At 70.3% G+C, this 22,463-nt stretch carries 16 protein-coding genes and 2 pseudogenes; 6 read left to right on the top strand and 12 right to left on the bottom strand.

The window, feature by feature from the left end; translation table 11 throughout:
- Positions 1-15: 15 nt before the first annotated feature.
- Positions 16-627: an NUDIX hydrolase gene (locus ACYQ8L_RS07860; RefSeq protein ID WP_459941229.1), complete on the bottom strand. Its 612-nt coding sequence runs from the start codon at positions 625-627 to the stop codon at positions 16-18.
- Between the two features lie 100 nt (positions 628-727).
- On the opposite strand from ACYQ8L_RS07860, the gene ACYQ8L_RS07855 reads away from it, so the two are divergent.
- Entirely contained in the window at positions 728-994 is a 267-nt protein-coding gene (locus ACYQ8L_RS07855) for a hypothetical protein (RefSeq protein WP_459941228.1), read from the top strand.
- Here ACYQ8L_RS07855 and ACYQ8L_RS07850 read toward each other — a convergent pair.
- The 8 genes and pseudogenes from ACYQ8L_RS07850 to ACYQ8L_RS07815 all read right to left on the bottom strand — a co-directional run bounded on the left by ACYQ8L_RS07850 (position 975) and on the right by ACYQ8L_RS07815 (position 8,986).
- Positions 975-3,062, bottom strand: a complete 2,088-nt coding sequence (locus ACYQ8L_RS07850; protein ID WP_459941227.1) for a hybrid sensor histidine kinase/response regulator — start codon at positions 3,060-3,062, stop codon at positions 975-977. The two genes, ACYQ8L_RS07855 and ACYQ8L_RS07850, sit on opposite strands and share 20 nt — an antisense overlap.
- Before the next feature lie 22 nt (positions 3,063-3,084).
- Entirely contained in the window at positions 3,085-3,534 is a 450-nt protein-coding gene (locus tag ACYQ8L_RS07845) for a universal stress protein (RefSeq protein WP_459941226.1), read from the bottom strand.
- A 173-nt stretch (positions 3,535-3,707) separates the two neighbouring features.
- Positions 3,708-4,415, bottom strand: a complete 708-nt coding sequence (locus ACYQ8L_RS07840) for an ABC transporter ATP-binding protein (RefSeq protein ID WP_459941236.1) — start codon at positions 4,413-4,415, stop codon at positions 3,708-3,710.
- Positions 4,416-4,425: 10 nt separating this feature from the next.
- Positions 4,426-4,989 (bottom strand): annotated as a pseudogene (locus ACYQ8L_RS07835) (ABC transporter ATP-binding protein); the annotation flags it as partial.
- Positions 4,990-5,400: 411 nt separating this feature from the next.
- Positions 5,401-5,625 (bottom strand): annotated as a pseudogene (locus ACYQ8L_RS07830) (ATP-binding cassette domain-containing protein); the annotation flags it as partial.
- 6 nt (positions 5,626-5,631) lie between these two features.
- Entirely contained in the window at positions 5,632-6,744 is a 1,113-nt protein-coding gene (locus tag ACYQ8L_RS07825) for a branched-chain amino acid ABC transporter permease (RefSeq protein ID WP_459941225.1), read from the bottom strand.
- Positions 6,745-6,754: 10 nt separating this feature from the next.
- The gene (locus ACYQ8L_RS07820; RefSeq protein ID WP_459941235.1) at positions 6,755-7,651 is read right to left on the bottom strand and encodes a branched-chain amino acid ABC transporter permease; all 897 of its coding nucleotides are present in this window, start codon (positions 7,649-7,651) and stop codon (positions 6,755-6,757) included.
- A 213-nt stretch (positions 7,652-7,864) separates the two neighbouring features.
- Positions 7,865-8,986: an ABC transporter substrate-binding protein gene (locus ACYQ8L_RS07815; RefSeq protein ID WP_459941224.1), complete on the bottom strand. Its 1,122-nt coding sequence runs from the start codon at positions 8,984-8,986 to the stop codon at positions 7,865-7,867.
- A 219-nt stretch (positions 8,987-9,205) separates the two neighbouring features.
- Between ACYQ8L_RS07815 and ACYQ8L_RS07810 the strand changes: the two genes are divergently transcribed.
- Together ACYQ8L_RS07810 and tgt are read left to right on the top strand one after the other, a co-directional pair.
- Positions 9,206-10,702, top strand: coding sequence for a sigma 54-interacting transcriptional regulator (locus tag ACYQ8L_RS07810; RefSeq protein ID WP_459941223.1), 1,497 nt, complete (start codon positions 9,206-9,208; stop codon positions 10,700-10,702).
- A complete protein-coding gene (gene tgt / locus ACYQ8L_RS07805; RefSeq protein WP_459941222.1) occupies positions 10,699-11,847 on the top strand; it encodes a tRNA guanosine(34) transglycosylase Tgt in 1,149 nt (382 codons plus the stop codon). The genes ACYQ8L_RS07810 and tgt overlap by 4 nt, the downstream gene beginning before the upstream one ends.
- Before the next feature lie 217 nt (positions 11,848-12,064).
- Here tgt and ACYQ8L_RS07800 read toward each other — a convergent pair whose 3' ends face one another.
- Positions 12,065-13,252, bottom strand: coding sequence for a nickel pincer cofactor-dependent isomerase, group 22 (locus ACYQ8L_RS07800; protein WP_459941221.1), 1,188 nt, complete (start codon positions 13,250-13,252; stop codon positions 12,065-12,067).
- A 54-nt stretch (positions 13,253-13,306) separates the two neighbouring features.
- Here ACYQ8L_RS07800 and ACYQ8L_RS07795 point away from each other — a divergent pair, with 54 nt between their 5' ends.
- The 3 genes from ACYQ8L_RS07795 (at position 13,307) to gltA (ending at position 17,920) form a co-directional block, all read left to right on the top strand.
- Positions 13,307-15,421, top strand: a complete 2,115-nt coding sequence (locus tag ACYQ8L_RS07795; protein WP_459941220.1) for a transglycosylase SLT domain-containing protein — start codon at positions 13,307-13,309, stop codon at positions 15,419-15,421.
- Positions 15,422-15,585: 164 nt separating this feature from the next.
- Positions 15,586-16,443, top strand: a complete 858-nt coding sequence (locus tag ACYQ8L_RS07790) for a sulfide/dihydroorotate dehydrogenase-like FAD/NAD-binding protein (protein ID WP_459941219.1) — start codon at positions 15,586-15,588, stop codon at positions 16,441-16,443.
- A 70-nt stretch (positions 16,444-16,513) separates the two neighbouring features.
- Positions 16,514-17,920, top strand: coding sequence for an NADPH-dependent glutamate synthase (gltA, locus tag ACYQ8L_RS07785; RefSeq protein ID WP_459941218.1), 1,407 nt, complete (start codon positions 16,514-16,516; stop codon positions 17,918-17,920).
- Between the two features lie 238 nt (positions 17,921-18,158).
- On the opposite strand, the gene pcnB is transcribed toward gltA, so the two are convergent.
- Positions 18,159-19,475, bottom strand: coding sequence for a polynucleotide adenylyltransferase PcnB (gene pcnB / locus ACYQ8L_RS07780; RefSeq protein ID WP_459941217.1), 1,317 nt, complete (start codon positions 19,473-19,475; stop codon positions 18,159-18,161).
- Positions 19,476-19,708: 233 nt separating this feature from the next.
- Positions 19,709-22,216 carry a Lon protease family protein gene (locus ACYQ8L_RS07775; RefSeq protein ID WP_459941216.1) on the bottom strand — a complete coding sequence of 836 codons (2,508 nt, stop codon included), beginning with the start codon at positions 22,214-22,216 and terminating at the stop codon, positions 19,709-19,711.
- Positions 22,217-22,463: the final 247 nt, after the last annotated feature.

Below are 22,463 nucleotides of genomic sequence, written 5' to 3'. Positions count from 1 at the left end.
GGGGCCAACGCCGGTTCAGGGCGCCGCGGCGCCTTCGGATCGGGCGGCGGGAAACGCCAGGCCCATGGCTCGGCAGAACCGCTCCACGAGCCGGTAGGTGATGCCCCAGAGCACCGGTCGCCCGGGCCCCAGGAGTTGGACGGCCGGGTGGGCCCAGTCTTTGCCCCCGAACCGGAACGTTTTCACCAGGTGCCGTGCCGGGTCCACGAGGTGGGCCAGGGGAACCCAGAATGCGGAGGCCACCTCGTGGTTGGGGCGCAGCACGGGATCCCCGCCGAGGCCATACACGAAGCACGACACCACCACCGGGAGCCGCTCGGCGTGGTGGGAGCCCAGGGTGCCGAGGTAGCGCGCCCGGGCGAGGTCGAGCCCCAGCTCCTCCAGGGTCTCCCGCTCGGCCGCGGCCCGGGGGTCGGCGTCGCCGGGGTCGATCCGCCCGCCCGGGAATGCCAGATGCCCGGACCAGGGGTCCCCGTCGCACCGGGCCCGCTCGATGAACAGCACCTCGAGTCCCTCCGGGCGCTCCTGCAGACACAGGGCCACCGCGGCCCGCACCGGGGCCACGGTTCTTCCCGACGGGGGGCGGTACCGGGAAAGGCGCTCGGCCACCTCATCCAGCGTGGTCACGTTTCCTCCTCGGAGCCTGCGCTTGCCGGGCGTAAGGAGCGGGTGCTATCGTCGCGCCATGGCTGAAAAAGCGGCCTTCGGCCCACCGGGGATGGAGAGCATGGACGAACCGATCCGCGACGAGGAAGAGGCCCGGCGACTCGCCCGGACGATTGTAAGCGACCTGGCCGCCTACCACAAAAACGAAGTGGAACGGGGAATCGTGGAGGACCGACTCTTCGAGCTCCTGGCGGCGGCCATTGCGGAAGGCCGGCGCCATTACGAGGAGCGGGTGGCCGAGGATCTCCGGTCCCGGGGGTACTACGAGAAAGCCCTGGTGGATTTCCTGCTCAAACCGTTCGGGAAGATCAAGAGCCGCATCTGGTGAACGGGGGACCGGCCAGGACTTCGGAGACCGCCGCCAATACGTCCGCCCCGTCGAAGGGCTTCGCGAGCACGGGAATCCCGGGGGCCAGGTTGCGGGCCAGGTCCTCGCGGCCCGTGATGAAGAGCACGGGGACCTCGGGGGCAAGCTCCCGGAGCACCCGGTACACCGCGGTTCCGTCGGCCCGGGGGAGCACGAGGTCGAGGAGCACCGCTCCGAGGTCGGTCCCCAGGTCCCGCACGGCCTCGAGCCCCTCGATCCCGTCCCGGGCCCAGCGGGTCCGGTACCCCGCGCCCCGCAGGGCATGGTCCACGAGTTCGGCCACCGGGGGTTCGTCCTCCACCACGAGCACCGTGGCCGAGCACAGGGGGTGAGATGACGGCCGAGGGTCCCCCCCGGCCGCCGGACGGGAGGACCCCTCTACCGCCGGAAGCGCGAGCTCGATGCGGGTGCCCCGGCCGGGCTCGGAGTGGAGCGTCACCCGCCCCCCGGCCTCGGTCACGGTGGCGTACACCATGGAGAGCCCGAGCCCCGTGCCCTGGCCCACGGGCTTCGTGGTGAAGAACGGCTCGAACACCCGGTCCTGGACGTCGGGGGGAATGCCCACCCCGGTGTCCTCCACCCAGATCCGCACCCACCCGTCCCCGGCCGACCGGGCCCCGATGCGGATCTCCCCGCCCTGGGGTATGGCGTCCCGGGCGTTCACGCCGAGGTTCAGGAGCGCGGCGGTCAGGAGTGACCGGTCGCCCCGCACCGACGGAAGTTCCGGCTCCACCTCCATGGCGAGCCGGATGGTCCGGGGCAAGGTCCGCTGGAGGAGCGCGGCGGCCTCCTGGACGAGCCGGCCCACGGCCACCGCCTCGTCCCGGCCGCCCTGGCGCCGGGCGATGGCCAGAAGCTGCCGGGTGAGCTCCCCGCCCTGCTTGCACAGGTCCCGGACGCGGTCCAGCTCGGCCAGGGCCTCGGGATCGCCCTCCAGCCGGAGCCGCAGGCCGTAGAGGCAGCCGAGGATGCTCCCCAGGAGGTTGTTGAAGTCGTGGGCCACGCCGCCCGCGAGCTGTCCCACGGCCTCGAAGAGTCGGCTTCGCTCGAGCTCCTTTCGGAACCGCTCCCGCTCGGCCTCGGCCCGCTCCCGGGCCCGGATGTCCTCCTCGAGCCGGCGTTTGGCCTCCTCGAGTTCCGCCGTGCGGGCCTGGACCCGGGCCTCCAGCTCCTCCCGGGCCTGGCGGAGCGCCTCCTCAGCCCGCTTGCGGCGGGTGATGTCGGTGATGCTCACGGTGACCCGGGAGAGGTCGGATTTCTCCGGGGGGAACTCCACCCGCATGAGCACCTCGAGGGGCTGGCCGTCCACGGTGTGGTTTTGCCCCTCGCACTCGAAAAACCGCTCGCCCCGGGCGAGGGCCGCCACCTCCTTGGCGAACACGGGGAACGTCTCGGGGGTGAAGATCTTGTCCAGCGAACCGAGGAGTTCCTCCCGCGAGCGGGCCCGAAACAGCCTCAGGGTGTAGTCGTTGACGTCCAGGATCCGGACCAACCGGGCCGCCCGCACGGCGAACTCGGGGTGGGCCGCGAGGTATGCCTCGACGTCGGTGACCCCCTCGGCCCGGAGCCGGTCGAGCTCCTCCTTTAGGGCCGAGAAGTCCTCCTCCCAGATCGACACCGGGATCTCGCGGAAGATCCGGCGGTACCGGGCCTCCCGCTCCGCCACCTCCCGGAACCGCCGGGCGAGCCGCAGGGCCGGCCCCAGCCGGGCCGCGGCCCCGTCCAGGCCGGTGATGGGGGTGGGCGCGTCGGTCTCCCAAAAGAGCCCGAGCCGGGCCGGTTCGCCGGGCAGGGGGATCCGCCGTGCGGCGCCGAACGGCGGAGGAGGGGCGGGGGTGTCCGCCCCGAGCCAATCGCAGAGCGCGACCGCCGCTTCCGGCCACGCCAGACATACGGCCGGTCGCTCGGCGTGCCAGAGGGCCGCGGCGGCCGCCCGGGTGAGATGGGCGAGCCGGCCCAGCTCGGCGGCCGGATCCTCGCCGAGCCGCTCGGGGTCGGGCCAGAGGGAGAGCGGGTCCGGAAGTCCCACGGTGCTCGGGTCGGCTGGGGGGTCAGGCGGGCAGGGGGACGGCCAGTACCGGGAACCGGGCCGCCTCGACCACCCGCTGCACCGTGGAGCCGTAGAGGGCCCGGGCGAGCCCCCTTCGGCCGTGGTTCCCCAGGACCACGAGGTCGGCGTTGCGCTCCGAGGCCACCCGGAGGATCTCCTCGGCCGGATCCCCGGCGGTCACGTGGAGCCCCACCCCCTCCCCCAGGTTTGTCAGCGCGTGATCCCGGAGGGCCCGCAGCGCCTCCTGCTCGAGCTCGGGAACGGCGTCATCGGACCGGAGGGCCGGGAGATCGAGCCCCATCAGCCCCTCGGGGAGCGACTCCACCACGTACAGCGCGGTGAGGTCGGCCCCGATGGTGGTGGCGAGGGTCTTGGCGAAGGTGCACACGCTCGAGCCGTCGTCGGAAAGGTCCACGGCCACCAGGATCAGACGGATCGGGCTTGCGCTCATGACACTCCTCCCATCGATGGGGTGAAACGGCACGGAGGCCTATCGGTATCGCCGAATCTACCACGCATCCGGCCGGTCGGCGAGCACGGCGCGGGCACAGAAACGCCGCGCCCTGAAGGGCGCGGCGTGGCGGCTCGCGCGAACAACGCCCCGTGGGCGGGGCAACGGAGCCCCTATCCCTCCCCCAGATAGGCCTCCCGGACCTTGGGGTTCGCGAGCAGCGCCTTGGCCTCGTCCTGGAGCACGATCCGGCCGGTCTCCAACACCCAGCCGTAATCGGCGAGCTGAAGGGCGGCGTTGGCGTTTTGCTCCACCAGGAGCACGGTGATCTTCTCCTTGGCGATCTCGGCGATGATCTCGAAGATTGTCTCCACCACAAGCGGGGCGAGCCCCAGGCTCGGTTCGTCCAGGAGGAGCAGCCGGGGCCGGCTCATGAGCGCCCGCCCGATGGCGAGCATCTGCTGCTCGCCGCCCGATAGGGTGCCCCCGTCCTGGTTGAGCCGTTCGGCGAGCCGGGGGAAGTAGCCCAACACCCGGTCCATGTCCTTTTGGATGCTCGTCTTGTCCTTGCGGATGTACGCCCCCAGCAGCAGGTTCTCCCGCACCGTGAGCCGGGGGAAGATCCGGCGGCCCTCGGGCACCTGGCAGATCCCCATGCGCACGATCTCGTCGGGCGGCGTGCGGTGGATGGGTTTGCCCAGGAACTCGATCGAGCCCTCCCGGCACCGCTCGATCCCCGAGATGGTCATCAGGGTGGTGGACTTGCCGGCCCCGTTGGCCCCTATCAGGCAGCCGATCTGGCCCTCCTGGAGCTCGAAGCTCACCCCCTTGAGGGCGTGGATGTTGCCGTAATAGGTGTGGACGTTCTCGAGCTTGAGCATGGGCTGGGCGTCAGGCATGGGCGGCGGCCTCCCGTCCCAGGTAGGCTTCGATCACCTTGGGGTTCGTGCGGATCTCGGCCGGGGTGCCCTCGGCGATCTTGACGCCGTGGTCGAGCACCACGATCCGGTCGCAGATGCGCATGATGACCTTCATGTCGTGTTCGATCACCAGGATCGCAATGCCCTGCTTACGGATCCGGTCGATCAGATGGACGAGGCTCGCGGTTTCCTGGGGGTTCATGCCCGCGGCGGGCTCGTCCAGGAGGAGCAGCTTGGGGTCGCTCGCCATCGCGCGGGCGATCTCCAGGAGCCGCTGCTCGCCGTAGGGGAGGTTCCGGGCCAGGGCCCCGGCCCGGTGCTCGAGCCCCACGAACCGAAGCGCCTCCATGGCCTTGTGGGTGATCTGGGCCTCCTCCTCCCGGAAGGCGCGGGTCCGTAGCGCGGCACCCAGAAAGCCCACCTTCGTGCGGCCGTGGAGCCCGATCTTCACGTTGTCGATCACCGAGAGGTTGCCGAAGAGCCGGATGTTCTGGAACGTGCGGGCCATGCCGAGCACGTTCACGGTGTCGGGCCGCATGAAGATGCCGAACACGGCCCGGACCTTCGGTCGCAGGAGCGTGACGACAACCCAAGGGGCGTACACCAGGTACACCACCGAAAACGCCGCGAGCACCGGCTTCAGGGGCATGAACTGGAACGCCTCGGGCACCGGGAAGAACCGCAGGTCCCCGTACTGGCCGAGCCGGGTGAGCCACCACAGGCCGGTGCAGAAATCGATGCCGGCAAACAGGAACGTGAGCCCCCGGGTCCACTCGACGCCGGTGCGCATGCGCCGGGCCGTGTAGGCCCGCAGGACCCCCAGGCCGAACACGGCCAGGAACGTCTCCACCTGGAAGAACACGTGGGGCAGCACGGCGGAGGCGAACACCGGGATCCAGAGAAGCGAAAGCAGAAGGGTGAGCGCGCTCGCCCGCTCCACGGTGCGCCGGGCCGACTCCTCCACGGGGGGCACGATGTCGGTGCCTCGGAAAAGGATCGTCCCCTTGGTGGGCCGGGTCACCCCCGTGAGGCAGTTGAACAGCGTGGTCTTCCCGGCGCCGTTCGGCCCGATAAGCCCCACGATCTCCCCCTCGCCCACCGAGACGTCCACGTCGGAGACCGCGGTGAGGCCCCCGAACACCTTGGTCACACCCTTGGCTTCGAGAATCATGGCTGGCTACCCCAGGGAGTTCTTGTCGTGGTCGGTGGCGACCTCATAGAAGCTCTCGTCCTCGGCCTCCCGCTCCTTGTCGGAGCCGGGGTGCATCTCGCCCCGGACCCGGACCTCGGGGAAGAGCCCCTCGGGCCGGAACCGCATCATGAGCACGAGGATGAGTCCGAAGATGAGGTACCGGGCGTTCACGAGGTCGGGACTGATCCAAGTGATCTCGGCCCGCCCGGCCCAGTCCACGAAGGCCCCCAGGCCCACCCGGAGGATCTCGGTCATGGGGATCATCACGAGGGCCCCCAGCATCACCCCCACGACCGATCCCATGCCCCCCAGCACGACCAGACACAGCACCAGGATCGACTCCCAAAACTTGAACATGTCGGGGTGGATGAACCGGAACCACCGGGCGTAGAACGATCCCACCAGGGCCCCGATGGAGGCGCTCACCGCGAACGCGAGGATCTTGTACCGGATGATGTTCACCCCGCAGGCCTCGGCCGCGATCTCGTCCTCCCGGATCGCGAACCAGGCTCGGCCCAGCCGGGAGTCCTCGACCCGCCGGACCAGGATTACCACAAAGGCGAGGAGCGCGAGCATCAGGTAGAAGAACTCCCACTCCTTGCTCAGGACGTGACCGAAGATCGAGGGGGCGGCGATGCCGGGGATGCCCATGGGGCCCCGGGTGAGCCAGAGTTCGTTTCGGATCACCAGGCCCACGAGTTCGGCGAACCCGAAGGTCACGATGGCGAAGTAGTCGCCGGTGAGCCGGAGGGTCGGGGCCCCCAGCAGGATGCCCCACAGGGCCCCGTTCAATGCCGCCAGGGGGAGGATCACCCAGTAGGACAGCCCGTAGTGGATGGTGAGGAGCCCGGCCGTGTAGGCGCCGATGCCGTAAAACCCCACGTACCCCAGGTCCAGGAGCCCCGTGAACCCGGGCACGATGTTGAGCCCGAGCGCAAGCCCCATGTAGACCATGGTCAGGGTGGCCACACGGGTGACGTACCCCGAGGCCTCCCCCAGGGGCAGCCAGGGGAGCACCAGGGCGAACAGGAGGATCCCGGCCACGGTGGCCCGGGGATGGTCTTCCAGATAGGCCCGAAGGCGCATGCCGTTACCCATGGTGCCCTCCTCACACCTTCTGGATCGTGGCCTTGCCGAGAAGGCCGGAGGGTTTGAACACGATCACCAGGATCATCACGGCGTAGGCGATGCCGTCGCGGTACTGGGACGAGAGGTAGCCCGCTCCGAACACCTCGGCCACCCCCAGCACCACCCCGCCGAGCATCGCCCCCGGAACCGACCCGATCCCCCCGAGCACCGCGGCGGCAAAGGCCTTGATGCCGGCGATGTACCCCATGGTGGGCCAGATGGCGTTGTAGAACACGCCCACCAGGATCCCGGCCACGGCCCCCAACGACGAGCCCAGGGCGAAGGTGAACGAGATCACCCGGTTCACGTTGATGCCCATGAGCGCCGCGGCGCGCTTGTCCTGGGCGATGGCCCGCATGGCCGTGCCGACCTTGGTGCGGTGGATGATGGTGTGGAGGACGTACATGAGCACCAGGGTCGTGGCCAGGATGAACACCTGGAGCCAGGTGACCTGCACGTCGCCGATCTGCACCGCCACGTCCGAGAAGAACGCGGGCAGCGCCTCGAGCGGGTAGCTCTTGATCGTGGCGCCCCATTTGATGAGGGCCACGTTCTGGAAAAAGATGCTCATCCCGATGGCCGTGATCAGGGCGGCGAGGCGGGGGGCGTTGCGCAGGGGGCGGTAGGCGACGAGGTCGAGAAGGACCCCGATCACCGCGCAGGTGGCCACGGCCACGAGCCCCGCCACGAAGAACGGCACCTCGTACACCGTGACCAGGTGGTAGGCGATGAACGCCCCGAACATGTAGATCTCGCCGTGGGCGAAGTTGATGAGCTCGATCACCCCGTACACCATGGTGTAGCCCACGGCAATGAGGGCGTACACGCCGCCCACCGTGAGCCCGTTGACGAGCTGCTGCAGGAAGAGCGACGACATGTCGAACAGGTTTTGCCAGTCCACCGCCGGGTCCTCCTCGGCCGCCTCGCAGCCAAGCGGGTCAGGGGGAACCCCGATGGGGGTTCCAGGGGTTCACATCGGGGCGGGTGGGCGACCGAAGGCCCCACCCGTCCGAAAAACGCGGGGCCCAAACGCGGGAACAGGTAGGCTCCCCGCCTACCTGTTCCCGGATCGTCCCGACTCAGATCGGGGCTACTGGAGCTGCTTCTTAGCGCTCACCCACTTGCCGCCCCGGATCTCCTTGATGAAGGCCGACTTGAGGCAGTCGCCGTTCTCGTCGAAATAGGTGGCGCCGGTCACGCCCTTGTAGGCCTTCTCCGGGGAGTTCAGGCTCGCCAGGTAGTCCCGGATCTTCTCCCGGTCGAGGCCCACCTTGGCGATGGCCTGGGCCGCCAGGCCCACGGCGTCGTAGGTGTTGGCCGCGAACCAGTTGGGCTCGATCCCGTACTTCTCCTTGTACGCCTTGATGAAGCCCTGGGCCTCGGGGCCGGCCGCGTCGGGCAGGAACGGCGTGGTCACGAAGAGCCCCTCGGCGTCGGGGTTCTTGAGCATCACGTCGTCATCGAGGCCGTCGGCGCCGAAGAAGCCCACCTTCATGCCCAGCTTGGCGGCCTGGCTCACGATCAGGGTGCCCTGGGGCGCGTACCCGGGGATGAAGATCGCGTCGGGTTTCATCATCTTGAACTTGGAGAGCTGGGGCGTGAAGTCGGTGGTGTCGGAGGTGTAGGCCTCGGTGCCCACGATCTGGACGCCCCGCTCCTTGGCCTCGGCCACGAAGGCGTCCTTCAGGCCGATGGAGTAGTCGTTGGTCTCGTAGAAGATGGCGATCTTCTTCCAGCCCAGGGCCTCGTCCACGTACCGGGCGAGGAACGCACCCTGGAAGTCGTCCTTGTACACGTTCCGGAAGTAGTAGGGGCTCGACTTACACAGGTTGGGGTTGGTGGAGGCCGGCGAGATGGCCGGGAGCTTCGCGTCCTTGTAGATGGGCGCGGCCGCGAGACTCGCCGAGGAGCACAGGTGCCCCACCACGATCGCAATCTCCTTGTCGCCGGCGAGCTTGGTGGCCACGTTGGCGGCCTCCTTGGGGTCGCACAGCTCGTCTTCCAGGAGGATCTCCACCTTCTTGCCGTTGATGCCGCCGGCGGCGTTGATCTCCTCGGCCTTGAGCAGGGCGCCGTTCTTCACCCCCTCGCCGAAGGAGGCCAGGGGCCCGGTGAACGGCGAGGCCACGGGGATCTTGATGGTGTCGGCGGCCCAAGCCGCCGATCCGACCAGGCACGCCACCGCCGCGGTGAGAAGAAGCTTCTTACGCATGGGTCGACCTCCTTTTTGGCAAAACGAAACGGTCCGTCCCCCGGCCCAGATCCAGGGTGGCGCGCATCTTAGTGAAGGACCCTAGGGGTGTCAAGAACCTAAAACGGGGTGTGAAACCGTGGGATTTGGTTTTGGGGAGGCCAAACCGGCCGGGGTTTTGACCCCCCGGCTGGCGCCTCCTATACTCGGATCCCTTCCCCTACCGCGCCGAGGCCGCCCATGACCGAGTCCGCGACATCCCGCCCCCTGCCCCGCACCGTCAAGGAGCTCCGGGCCCTGTACCGGATCAGCCAGGCCGTGGGTGCGTCGCTGGAACTCACCGAGGCCGTGGAGCCCGTGCTTCGGATCCTGGCCGAGGAGCTCGGCATGCAGCGGGGCACACTGGCGCTCGTGGAGCCGGGCACCGGGGAACTCGTGATCGAGGTGGCCCACGGGCTCACCCCGGCCGAGATCCGGCGGGGCCGGTACCGGGTGGGCGAGGGGGTCATGGGGCGGGTGCTCGCACGGGGCGAGCCGATGGTGATCCCGAGCATCGGGGCGGAACCGTTGTTCCTCGACCGCACGGGGGCCCGGGCCGGGCTCGACCGCTCCCGGGTGGCGTTCTTGTGCGTGCCGGTCAAGGTGGCCGGCGAAACCGTGGGGGTGCTCTCGGCCGACCGGCTGCCCGCCGTCGGGGACGAGCTCGAGGACGATCTGCGGGTGCTCCAGGTGGTGGCGGCGTTGGTGGCCCAGGCGGTGCGCACACAGCAGCGGCTGCGGAGCGACCGCCGGGCCCTGGAGGAGGAGAACCGGCGGCTCCGGGAGGCGTTCCAGGAGCGCTACGGCCCCCCGGCCTGGGTGGGCCAGAGCCCGGCCCGGGCCGCCGTGTGGGACCAGGTGAGGTTCGCGGCCCGGGGCCGTTCCCCCGCCTTGATCACAGGCGCCCCCGGCACGGGCCGGGGATTCGTGGCCCGCGCGATCCATGCCGCGTCCGCCCTTCCGGGCCCGTTCGTGGAGGTCCCCTGCGCCGGAAGGGAGCCCGGGGACCTGGAGCGGGCCCTGTTCGGGCCCGGCGGGGCCGCCGAGCAGGCCGCGGGCGGCACCCTGTATCTCAAGGATGTGGAGAGCCTGCCGGCCGACCTCCAGGCCGTGCTCCTCCGGTTCCTGCGAACCGGCAATCCGCGGGTCGTGGCCTCGGCCGGGCCGGAACTCGCAGAGGCCGTGCGGCGGGGAAGCTTTCGGGACGATCTTTACCGCCGGCTGGCCGCCCTGCCGATCCATCTGCCGTCGCTCGTCGAGGCCAAGGCCGATGTGGTGCCCCTGGCCCGGGCCCTTCTGGCGCGGGTGGCGGGCCCGGGGGCCCGGTTCTCCGAGGAGGCCGAGGCCGCCCTGCGGAGCCGGGCCTGGCCGGGGAACGTGGCGGAGCTCGAGGGGGTGGTGCGGGAGGCCGCGGCCCGGGCCGGCGGGGGCGAGGTCGGTGCCGAACACGTGGACGGGCCGGGCCGGGACGTCGTGCCGGCGGGAAGCGCCGAGGAGGTGCTCGGCCGGTGGGTGGAGGAGCTCCTCGACCGGCCGCCCCCGGAGGGGGTGTACCGAGCGCTGGTGGACCGCCTCGACCGGATCGCCGTGGCCCGGGCGTTGAACCGGGCCGGGGGGGTTCGGATCCGGGCGGCCGAGCTTCTGGGAATCAACCGGAACACCCTCTACGCCAAACTCGACCGGATGAACCGAACGTGAGCCAACCCGTCCGACACGAACTCGTCCACCGGGACCGCGGGACCCGGGCCCGGGCGGGGGTGCTCCTCACCCCCCACGGCGCGGTGGAGACCCCGGTGTTCATGCCCGTGGGCACGCAGGCGGCGGTGAAGATCGTGGACCCGGAATTCGTGGCCCGGGCCGGCGGCCGGATCGTGCTCGCCAACACCTACCATCTCCTGCTCCAGCCGGGGCCGGCCGTGGTGCGCCGGTGCGGGGGACTCCACGGGTTCATGGGGTGGTCGGGCCCGATCCTCACCGACTCCGGGGGATTCCAGGTGTTCAGCCTGCCCGGTCGGGTCATCGAGGAGGAGGGGGTGCGGTTTCCCCTGGACAAGGAGGGGAGCCAGACCCTGCTCCTGACCCCGGAGGAGTCGATCCGCACCCAGAACGATCTGGGGGCCGACATCATCATGGCCTTCGACGAATGCATCCCCTTCCCGGCCGAGCACGCCTACGCCGCCGCCTCGGTGGAGCGGACCCTACGCTGGGCCCGGCGCTCCCTCGAGGCCCACCGCCAGCCAGCCGACCAGGCGCTCTTCGGCATCGTCCAGGGCTCCGTGTACCCCGACCTGCGGGAGCGGTGCGCCCGGGCCCTGGCGTCCATGGACTTTCCGGGGTACGCCGTGGGCGGGGTGAGCGTGGGGGAGGGCCACGAGCTCATGAAACGGGCCGTGGAGATGTCGGAGCCGTTCCTGCCGGAGAATAAGCCCCGGTACCTCATGGGGGTGGGAAAGCCCGAGGACATCCTCGAGGCCGTGGAGCGGGGCATGGACATGTTCGACTGCATCATCCCGGCCCGGTTCGCCCGGGGGGGGACCCTGTTCACCTGGACCGGGAAGATGCGGATCCAACGGCCCCAGTACCGTAAGGACCGGTACCCGGTGGACACCTCCTGCGCCTGCCCCACCTGCCAGCGGTTCTCCCGGGCGTACCTCCACCACCTGTTCGCGGTGGACGAGCCCCTGGGGAAGGCCCTGGCCACGGTGCACAACATCCACTTTTACACCCAGCTCATGGCCCGGGCCCGGGAGGCGATTCTGGAGGACCGATTCACCTCCTTCAAGCGGGCGTTCTACGCGGACTACCTGGATCGCCGGAAACGCCCAGGGGACACGGCGCCATAGAAGCCCGCGGCGCGGCGTGTGGAAAACTCGCAAGCCAGGCGGCGGGTTCCGGCACGCGGGGCCCGGCCGGATCGATCTTGGTGTTCAGTGTTGGTGGAAAGCATTGGAATTGTGGGGTTTTTGTAATTTCTTTCCGGGTCGCACAAAAAGAGTGCACCCCGGAGGAGGGGCCGAAACCACGGCCTTCGGGCCGATCGTCCACAGGGCCATCCACAGGTTATCCACAGTCCCTGTGGACACCCGGGGGAAGTTCGCCGGCGAGGGCGGGGCTGACCCAGAACCGCTCCAGATGGCCGGTGTCGGGGATCCGCACCGCCCGGACGGTTTCGGCATCGGACCCGAGCGCGTCGAGGGCCACGGTGACGGCCTCGTCCGCGTCGGCGGCCACGTAGGGCAGCCGGGCGGCCTCGAGAAACCCGGTGGCCCGGGCATTGGCGTAGGTGGCGTCCCAGTCGATCGCGTCGGCGAGCCGGCGGGTGACCACGTCGGCGTAGCCCACGCCGTTGGCGTTCCCGCCGGAGGCCGGCGTGAGCTCGAGGGCCACGACCCTGCGGACGCGGGGCGTGGCCCCGCATCCGGGAAACCGCCGCTCGAGCCCGATCACGTGGAGATCCATGCCGGTACCCGAGACGTCCTTGCCCAGCCGGTCCACGACCAGCAGATCGAGGTCATCCCAGGGAAGCCGGGGCACGAGCTCACGGGCCCGCTCGAGGAGCCGGTGCTCGGCATCGAGCCAGGTCCGGGGCTCCAGGAGCTCCAGGTGGGCCACCTCGCCCCGGGCGTTGGGCACGAGCCCGATCCCGAAGGGGAGCTGGCCCGAGGCGAGCCAGAACGAAAGGACCTTGGGCAGGGCGTCGGCCGGGCCGTACCGGTGAACCGCACGGGCGCTCTCGGCCTTCCCGAGCCCCACGGCCAGAAGCTTCGTGGGCCCGCTTTCGAGAACCCCTCGGAACGCGGTGTGGGGCTTGACCCGGTGCAAGGGCACCACGGCCGCGGCCTCGGCCGCGGCCCGGTCGCACCACACCGGAAGCCCGGGCGCGGCCTCGCCCAGGCGCACCACCTCGCCGCCGGAGACCACCGGCGCCCCGACGGTCTCCTCGGTGATCCCCAGCCGCGCAAGAGTGTCCCTCTGCCCGGCCGGGGTGCCGCCCCCGTGGGTTCCCATGGCGGGCACCACAAACGGGTCGGCGCCTTCGGCCCGCAGCCAGTCCACCAGTTCCCGCACCAGCTTCGGGAGGCCGGGAATGTGCCGGCTTCCCACGGGAACGGCGACACGGCCCCGGGGCGGCCGAGGGGCGCGTTCGAGCGCGCGCCGGAGCGCCGCCGCGGGGTCGGGAAGGCGGGGGGAAGGCAGGTCCTGTCGAACCGGGATCCAGCGGATGGGGCCGGGCGAGGTCCGGTACATGGCGGGTTCCCTCCCCACCCCGGACCGGGCCGGTCCCCGGACCGAGGAGGCAGCGTGAACGGTCGGATGCAACGAAGCGGCCCCGCGCGGCTCGCGGCCCGCTTCCTGCTGGTCGCCATTGTACCGTGGGCGGCGGCGGTTGTCGCCCGGGCGGCCGTGTGGGAGCGATTCCCCACGGCTTCCGCCGCGGAGGCCCGGTTCCGGGAGGCCCGGGGCCTGGAGGCGGGGGATCCCGGGGCCGCCGTGGCGATCTACCGGGAACTCCTAGCCGCGGGGTTCGAGCCGGCCGACGCCGCCCACGCGGCCCTCGGACGACTCCTCCCGCCGTACGAGGCGGCGCCCCACTGGAGGGCGGTGGCCGAGGCGAGCCCCCCGAGCCCGTTTCTCCCCGAGGCGTTGGTGTTCCTCGCCGAGGCGGCCGCGGCGGAGGGTCGCCACGCGGAGGCGGCAGCGCACTACGCGCGCCTCGCGGAGGTGGCCCCCGACGAGGATTGGGAGGTACGGGCCCTCGTGGGGCAGCTCGCCGCGCTCGGCTCCGCCGGGCGGCGGGCGGAAGCTCTCCGGGTGGCCGAGCGGCTGTGGGTGGAGTTCGCCCACCGGGCCGAAAGCCGGGCGGCCGAGCCGGTCCTTGCCGCGGCCGGGGGAGGCGATCCGTTCAAGCCGTTGGCCGGGGAGAGGATTTTCGCTCGGGGGAAGCGCCTTCTGGACCGGGGCCGCCGGAACGAGGCGGTGGCCACCCTGCGGGAGCTTCGCCGCCGGCTCATCCCGGGGAGCCGTATCGAGCCGGAGCTGGACCTGGCGCTGGGGAAGGCGCTCTATTTCCTTCGGCGGTATGACGAGGCCCTGGAGCCGTTGGGCCGGGCGGCCCGGGATCCCAGGACCGAGGAGGAGGCCCGGTTCTACCGGGCGCGGTGTCTGTTCGGTCTGGACCGGGGCGACGAGGGGGCCCCGGACCTGGTGCGGCTCGCCGAGCGGTACCCCCGGAGCCGCCGGGCGCCCCTCTATTTCTACCAGGCCTACCGGGTGTTTGAGGGCCGCCGCCTGTGGGACGAGGCCGCCCGGGCCCGGGGCCGGCTGCTCGCGGCCTACCCCGGGAGCGCCGAGGCCCGGGACGCCCGGTTCAACCTGGGCTGGGACGCCTTCCGCCAGGGGCGGTTTGCCGAGGCGGCCCGGGCCTTCGCGGCCTCGGCCCGGGGGGCGGTTCCCGGGTGGCAGCGGGCCCGGGGCCTGTACTGGCAGGCCCGGGCCCTGGAAGCGGCCGGCGACGGCCCGGCAGCCGAGGCGGTGCGGGAGTCCCTCGTGGGCGAGCACCCCCTGGGGTACTACGCCCTTCTCGCCGCCCAGTGGGAGGACGAAGGGAGCCCGGAAGGCTGGGCCCTCCCCGATCCCCGACGCCCGGTGTCGAGCGCCCTGCCCTACTGGCCCCCGGCCCTGGAAGACCTGCAGGCCGCCGGCCGGCCGGGAGTGTACCTGCGCCTCGGGCTCGATGAAGCCGCCCGGCGTCTCCTCGCGGAGAACCCGGCCCGGGGCGAGGCGGCGGCCCGGCTGCGGTACTGGGCCGGGGACTACGCCGGGGCGGTCCGGGCCGCCTCCCGTGGTTGGGCCGACTGGCCCCCCACGGGCGAGCCGGACCCACTGTCGGCCGAGGGCCTCGCGTTTCCGGTGGCGTTTCCGGAGGAGGCGGCCGGGGCCGCGGCCGAGGCCGTGATCCACCCCCACCTCCTCCTGGCCCTGGCCCACACCGAGAGCCATTTCGACCCGAAGGCCTATTCCCCTTGGGAGGCCCGGGGACTCACCCAGTTCATCCCCTCCACCGCCGGGGTCGTGGCCCGGCGGCTCGGGGTGGACCCCTTCGAGCCCGAGGACCTCTTCGACCCGGCCCTGGCGCTTCGGTTCGGGGCCCGTCATCTGCGGGACCTCCTGGACCGGTTCGGGGGCGACCTGGTGGCGGCGGTGGCCGCCTATAACGCGGGCGCCGCGGCCGTGGAGCGGTGGAGGAAGCGGTGGGCCGGGGAACCCCTGGATGTGTTCGTGGAGTCGATCCCGTACCGGGAGACCCGGCGCTACGTGAAAAAGGTTCTCACGGCCCTGGACGCCTACGACCGGCTCGACCCGGATCGGGCGCTCCTGGACGGGCCCACGAAACCTTCGGTCCGGCCTTCCCCCTGAGACCGGAGGAGAGGTCCGCCGGGGTACTTCCGGAAGCTGAACTCTGTCTTCCGAAGTCTGTTCTCTGAGCCGGGTTGACACCGGAGGGGGCGGTCTTCTATATGTGCGCGCGGGAACTTTCGCAACCCTGGCAGAAGCCGTGTTTTTCGGCGGGAGGAAGAGGCTTGTTTACCATCGTGGAAAAGCAGACCCTGGCGCCGACGGTGCACCGCATGGTGATCCAGGCCCCCGAGATCGCCCGGAAGCACCGGGCCGGCAACTTCGTGATCCTCAGGATCCACGAGAAAGGGGAGCGGATCCCCCTGACCGTGGCCGACAAGGATCCCGAGGCGGGCACCATCACCCTGGTCTTCCAGGCCGTGGGCAAGACCACGAGCGAGCTGGGTACCCTGAAGGCCGGGGACGCCCTCCTCGACCTGGCCGGTCCCCTCGGCAAGCCCACCCACATCGAGAGGTTCGACGGGGTCACCGTGTGCGTGGGCGGCGGCATCGGGGTGGCGCCGGTGCATCCCATCGCCTGCGCCCTTAAGGAGGCGGGGAACCGCGTCGTCTCCATCATCGGGGCCCGCACCAAGGAGCTCCTCATCATGGAGGACGAGATGCGGCGGGCGAGCGACGAGCTCCTCGTGGCCACCGACGACGGGTCCTACGGCCATCACGGGTTCGTGACCGACGTCCTAAAGCAGGTGATCGAGCGGGAGGGCAAGGAAAACGTCTCCCTCGTGGTGGCGATCGGCCCCGTGCCCATGATGCGGGCCTGCTGCCGGGTCACCGAGCCCTACGGGGTCCACACCGTAGTGAGCCTCAATCCCATCATGGTCGACGCCACGGGGATGTGCGGGGCCTGCCGGGTCACCGTGGGCGGCGAGACCAAGTTCGCCTGCGTGGACGGGCCCGAGTTCGACGGCCACCAAGTGGATTTCGACGAGCTGGCGAAGCGGCTTCGGATGTACGTGGAGGACGAACGCCGGGCCATGCAGATCTGGTCGGAGCAGCACGCCGGCCACCAGTGTCACGGCTGAGGTCCGGCGGTTCGGTTACCCATCCAGACAAACCGGGGGCGGAACGCCCCCTGACGGAGGTCATGGAGCCATGGCGAAGAAAGAGCGTCCCCCCCGCACCCCGATGCCCGAGCAAGACCCGAAGGTGCGGGCACGGAATTTCGACGAGGTCCCCCTGGGCTACACCCCCGAGATGGCCCAACTGGAGGCGTCGCGGTGCCTGAAGTGCAAAAAGCCCGCCTGCCGCAAGGGCTGCCCGGTGGAGGTGTTCATCCCGGATTTCATCGCCGAGATCGAGGCGGGCAATTTCCAGCGGGCCGTCGACATCCTGAAAGAGAAGAACAGCCTGCCGGCCGTGTGCGGCCGGGTGTGTCCCCAGGAAAACCAGTGCGAGGCCTACTGCATCCTGGGCAAGAAGGGTGACCCCGTGGCCATCGGCCGACTGGAGAGGTTTGCGGCCGACTGGGAGCGGGCCCAGGGCGCCGTCAAGATCCCGGAACTGCCGCCGAAAACCGGGAAGAAGGTGGCCGTGGTGGGCTCCGGCCCGGCCGGGCTCACGGTGGCCGGCGACCTCATCCGAAAGGGTCACGACGTCACGGTGTTCGAGGCGCTCCACAAGCCCGGCGGGGTGCTGGTGTATGGGATCCCGGAGTTCCGGCTCCCCAAGGCCATCGTCCAGGCCGAGGTGGACTATCTCCAGAAGATGGGGGTGAAGATCGTCACGAACTTCGTGGTGGGCAAGATGCGCACCGTCGAGGAGCTCATCAAGGAGGACGGGTTCGACGCCGTGTTCGTGGGCGCCGGCGCAGGGCTGCCCAAGTTCATGGGCATCCCCGGCGAGAACCTGAACGGCGTCTACTCGGCCAACGAGTACCTCACGCGGTCGAACCTGATGAAGGCCTACCTGTTCCCCGAGTACGACACCCCCATCGCCCGGGCGAAGCGGGTCGCGATCCTGGGCGGCGGCAACGTGGCCATGGACGCGGCGCGCACGGCGCTGCGGCTCGGGGCCGAGCGCTCCATCATTGTGTACCGCCGGAGCCGCGACGAGATGCCGGCCCGGATCGAGGAGATCCACCACGCCGAGGAAGAGGGGGTGGAGTTCCAGCTCCTGACGAATCCGAAGAGGGTGATCGGCGACGAGAACGGCTGGGTTCGGGCCCTGGAGTGCGTGCGCATGGAGCTCGGGGAGCCCGACGAGTCGGGCCGCCGCCGGCCGGTGCCGATCCCGGAGTCGGAGTTCGAGCTTGAGGTGGATGCGGTGGTCGTGGCCATCGGGAACGCTCCGAACCCCCTGATTCCGTCGACCACCCCGGCCATCCAGACCTCCCGGTGGGGCACCATCCAGGCCGACGAGGCCACCGGCGCCACCACCATGCCCGGGGTGTACGCGGGCGGCGACGTGGTGACCGGCGCGGCCACCGTGATCCTGGCGATGGGCGCCGGCCGGAAGGCGGCCGACGCGATCCACGAGTACCTGACGGGAAAGGGGGGGTGAGGGGCGGGAAGGGGGAAAGCGGGAAGGCTGGAAGGCTGGAAAGCTGGAAAGCTAGAAGGCTGGAAAGCTAGAAGGCTGGAAAGCTGGGGGGCTAGTAGGCTAGAAAGCTCGAAGGCTGGGAAGCTGGGAAGCCGACCCCAGAAGCGCACCGGGCCGCCCCGACGGGGCGGCCCGGTTTTGTTTTCAGAGCTTCCGACGGACGCCGAGGACGGCGGATCCCTCGGGGGAACGGCGGGTTCTACTCGCCGCCCGGGGTTTCGCCGGATGAGGCGTCCGGGCCGGACGGGGCGGTCTTCTTCCTGCGCCGGCGTTTTCGCTTGCGGCGGTTCCCGGGCCCCTTTGGACGGTTCAGGTTCTCCAGGTACTTCTCCCAGTAGGCCTCCACCTCGTCCAGGTCGCCCGCGATCCGGGCCCAGGCGTTGAACCAGGCCCAGGCCTCGGGAAACTCGGGCTTCCGGACAAACCGGCCCTTGGTGCGGTAGGCCTTGCCCCGGGCGATGCGGTAGAGGGAGAGGAGAAGTTCCCGGGCCTCGTGCCGGATGAAGGACGAGATGTTGTACCGCCGGCCCAGGGACTCCACCGGCGGGGCGATGGCCTGCTGGGCCTCTTCCAGGTTCGCGCCGGGGGCCAGAGGGTAGCGCCGGGCCACGGTGGGGAGCACCAGGGCCGCCAGGGTGCGGGACTCGAGCACCCGTTCGCCGGCCCGTGCCGCCTCGTCCAGCCGCTCCAGGAGCGGAAACACCCCCTCCACCTCCTCGACATCGGGCAGCAGGGCCTCGAAAAGGCCCAGGTCGTGGGCCCGGGCCAGCACCTCGGCCAAAATGCCCCGTTCCGCCAGCTGCCGAAGTTCCTCCCGTAGCCGCGCCGGCGAGGCCTCGGCGATGCGGGGGGCGTTTCGCCGGATGCCGGCCTCGGTCTCGGGCTCGAGGCGGAACCCCAGCCGGGTGGTGAACTCCACGGCCCGGAGCATGCGCACCGGATCCTCGGTGAACCGGACGTCCGGATCGCCGATGATCCGGATCACCCCCCGCCGCAGGTCCTCGATCCCCCCCACGTGGTCCACCACCGTGAAATCCGCGATGTTGTAAAAGAGAGCGTTCACGGTGAAGTCCCGGCGCCAGGCGTCCTCTTCCGGGGTGCCGAACACGTTGCCCGTGAGGTCCAGGTCCTCGGGGGGGATCTCCCCGGGATCCGGCTCCTCGTCCCAGGTGGCCTGGCCCCGGAACGTGCTCACCTCGATGATTTTCTCCGGCTGCCCTTTGCGGCGGAAGTACACGTGGACGATCCGGAACCTCCGGCCGATCAGGCGGGAGTTGCGGAAGAGCCGGCGGATCTCGCTGGGCCGGGCGTTGGTGCCCACGTCGAAGTCTTTGGGCTCGCGTCCCAGCATGAGGTCGCGCACGGCCCCGCCGACGAGGTAGGCGAGGTACCCCTCCCGGTGGAGCCGCCGGAGGATCCACAGGGCATCCGGGTCGATGAGCTTGCGGCTGATGGGGTGTTCCGACCGGGGGAGCACCACCGGCCGGGATGGGTTCACATCGGGTGCGTCGTCCATGAATCTTCACCGCTGGGAAGCTGGGAGGCTGGAAAGCTGGAAGGCCGAACCCCATGGGTTCGGGAGATACCGCCGAGCCCCGCCTGTAAGAGCCGGTTCCGCACCAGGGGCCGACGTTCCGGCGGTATCCGCCGTGGGGGTGGCGCAATCACCCCCGTGACCGGCGGCCGCGCCCCCGTCCGGGGCGTCTCTCCCCGTTGGAAGGCGGGCCGCCGGGGGCGGGCCCTGTGCGCTCACGACTCCCCGCCCTCGGGTTCGGGCGGTTTCGGCGGCGGGGCCGGTTCCCGGGGGCCCTCCTGCTCTTCCGTCTTGTCCCGGCCGTTTTCCTTCCTGTCCTTGCCTTGGTTTCGCTCCCTCAGGCGCCGGTCCAACTCCTCGAGGGCCTCGTCCACGAGGCCGTTCACCGTGCCGGGTTCCCCGGGTTGCCCGGCGCGGATCCCGGTGAGGATCTCGATCCCCTCGTCCACCGTGCGCACGGGGTAGATGTGGAAGCGGCCGGACCGCACGGCCTCCACCACCTCGGGGTGGAGGACGAGATGGCGCACGTTGGCTTCGGGGATCATGACGCCCTGGCGGCCCGTGAGGCCGACGGCCTTGCACACCCGGTAGAAGCCCTCGATCTTCTCGTTGACCCCGCCGATGGCCTGGATTTCCCCGTTTTGGTTCACCGACCCGGTCACGGCGATGTCCTGGCGCAGCGGAAGGTTCCCGATGCGGGAAAGGAGCGCGTAAAGCTCGGTGGACGAGGCGCTATCGCCGTCGATCCCCGAGTACGACTGCTCGAACGCGAGCGACGCCGAGAACGACAGGGGCCGGTTCCGGCCGAACCGGTTCCGGAGGTAGCCGGCGAGGATCAGGACGCCCTTATCGTGGGTGGAGCCCGAAAGCCGGGCCTCCCGCTCGATGTTCACGATGCCGGCCGTGCCCATGCCGAGGCTCGCGGTGACCCGGGACGGCCGGCCGAAGGCGTACTCCCCGAGGCTCAAGACGGCGAGCCCGTTTACCTGCCCCACCTTCTTCCCGTCCACGTCGACGAGCAGGGTGCCCTCGGCGATGAGTTCCCGGATCCGCTCTTCCACGCGGTTCCACCGGAAGATCCGGTCCTCCAGGGCCTGGCGCACGTGCTCGGCCGAAACCCGGGCCGCGCCTGCCTCGGCGGCGAAGAACCCGGCCTCCCGCACCAGGTCGTCCACGTCTTCCAGCACGGCCGAGATCTTCTCCTTGTGCTCCACCCGGCGAGCCCCGAACCGCACGACCTCGGCCACGGCCCCCCGGTCGAAGGGGGGGAATCCCTCGACCTCGCAGATGTGGGCGATGCGCTGGGCGTAGGCCAGCACCCCGTCGCCGTCCCGGTCGGTGTCGGGCCCGAAGTCGGCGATCACCTTGAAGCACTCGGCGAACTCGGGGTCCCAGAAGGACAGGATGTGAAACAGGAGCCGGCTCCCGTACACCACGATGCGGGTGTTCACCGGGATCGGCTCGGGCACGAGCCCCGCCACGCTCAGGAAACTGAGCGGCTGGTAACTCTCGATCTCCACGAGCCCGCTCCGGAGCACCCGCTTGAGGCTCTTCCACACGAAGGGCTCGGTGATGGCGTCCTCCAGGTTGAACACCAGGTACCCGCCCGAGGCCTGGAGGATCTTCCCGGACTTGATCCGGGTGAAGTTCGTCACGAGCTTCCCGGTTTCGTCCACCACCTTCTCGATGGCGCCGAACAGGTTCCGGTAAGTGGGGCTCTCCTCGGTCAGCACCGGGGCGGCGTCGCGGCCCTCGTTGTCCACCACCACGTTCACCCGGTACTCGAGGAATCGGTCGGCCTGCAGCGCCCGGAGCATCGGGAGCGGGAACGGAAGGGCGGGCTTTTCGTCCTCTTGCCGGAACTTTTCCAGGTTTTCCAAGGTGTGGTCCCGCACGGCCTTGAGGTACTCGGCCACCCTGGGGTTCCCGTAGCGCGCCGCGATCTCCTCCACCAGGGGATCCACGATGCGGGCCGCGTAGACCTTGACGATCTGCTGGACCTCCCGGCCCAGGGCCTCCATCAGTTCCCGCTGTTTCTTGAACAGCTCCCGGGCCTCCCGGCCGAGGGCCTCCTGGGCCTCCCGGATACGCTGCTTCTCCTCGTCGGGGAGGGCCTCGTACTGGGACGGGTCCTCGATGGGCTTGCCGTCGATGAGGGGGATAAAGAGCAGTTGGCCCTGGGGAGTGGGTTGGACCACCAGGCCCTTCTCCCGGGCCGAGGCCTCGAACCGCTCCCGGAGTTCCTGGATCTGGGCGTCGTACTTCTTGGAGAGGGCCTCCTTTTCCTGTTCGAAGGTTTCGGTCTGGAAGGCCTCGGGGATCTTCCGGCGCAGCGTTTCGACGAACCCCTCCATGTCCCGGGCCAGTTGGCGGCCCTGGCCCGGTTCGAGCCGCAGGGCCAGCGGCCGGTCCGGGTCCCGGAAGTTGTACACGTACACCCAGTCGGGTGGGGGGGGGAGCGGGGGCAGGTGTTCCCGGATGAGGTCCCGGAGCAGGGCCTCCTTGCGGCTGCCCGTGAGCCCGAGGACAAACACGTTGTACCCCGGGGCCCGGATGCGGGTCCCGAGCCGCAGCGAGCGCAGGGCCCGCTCCTGGCCCAGGGGGCTCCGGCGGGGCTCCACCTCGCCCGTGGTCTCGAACGGAAACTCCTCGGGTCGGATCGGGGGCCCCAGGTCCTCGGGGCCGAGTTCCCTCGGTTTCCTCGCGCGTTTCTTTCGGGCCATGGGATCGAGACTCCTCCTGCTAGGCAACCGGCCGGCTAGGCGGCACGTGGCCTTGGCCTTGTGAAACCATGGGATAATCCCTGGCGGGTCCGGGGGCCGTGACGTAACGTGACGCCCGGATCGGCTCCCGCGATCGACCCTCGGGGAGGACGTGCAAATCTGCGGTGCTCGGCGCAGGCAGGCTGCCACCCCCACAGTTCGACGCTTCGTTCGTGTTCCGAGCGAGAGGCCGCCTTTCCGGCCGCAT

The sequence above is a fragment of the Deferrisoma palaeochoriense genome, assembly GCF_054656955.1.
Note: the sequence above shows the minus strand (reverse complement) of the source record. Positions and strands in the feature narration are given on the sequence as shown.

Coding starts and splice junctions, on each gene's coding strand:
- ACYQ8L_RS07855 (WP_459941228.1), top strand. CDS start 728: ATGGACGAACCGATCCGCGACGAGGAAGAGGCCCGGCGACTCGCCCGG.
- ACYQ8L_RS07845 (WP_459941226.1), bottom strand. CDS start 3,534: ATGAGCGCAAGCCCGATCCGTCTGATCCTGGTGGCCGTGGACCTTTCC.
- ACYQ8L_RS07840 (WP_459941236.1), bottom strand. CDS start 4,415: ATGCTCAAGCTCGAGAACGTCCACACCTATTACGGCAACATCCACGCC.
- ACYQ8L_RS07825 (WP_459941225.1), bottom strand. CDS start 6,744: ATGGGTAACGGCATGCGCCTTCGGGCCTATCTGGAAGACCATCCCCGG.
- ACYQ8L_RS07820 (WP_459941235.1), bottom strand. CDS start 7,651: ATGTCGTCGCTCTTCCTGCAGCAGCTCGTCAACGGGCTCACGGTGGGC.
- ACYQ8L_RS07815 (WP_459941224.1), bottom strand. CDS start 8,986: ATGCGTAAGAAGCTTCTTCTCACCGCGGCGGTGGCGTGCCTGGTCGGA.
- ACYQ8L_RS07810 (WP_459941223.1), top strand. CDS start 9,206: ATGACCGAGTCCGCGACATCCCGCCCCCTGCCCCGCACCGTCAAGGAG.
- ACYQ8L_RS07800 (WP_459941221.1), bottom strand. CDS start 13,252: ATGTACCGGACCTCGCCCGGCCCCATCCGCTGGATCCCGGTTCGACAG.
- gltA (WP_459941218.1), top strand. CDS start 16,514: ATGGCGAAGAAAGAGCGTCCCCCCCGCACCCCGATGCCCGAGCAAGAC.
- pcnB (WP_459941217.1), bottom strand. CDS start 19,475: ATGGACGACGCACCCGATGTGAACCCATCCCGGCCGGTGGTGCTCCCC.
- ACYQ8L_RS07775 (WP_459941216.1), bottom strand. CDS start 22,216: ATGGCCCGAAAGAAACGCGCGAGGAAACCGAGGGAACTCGGCCCCGAG.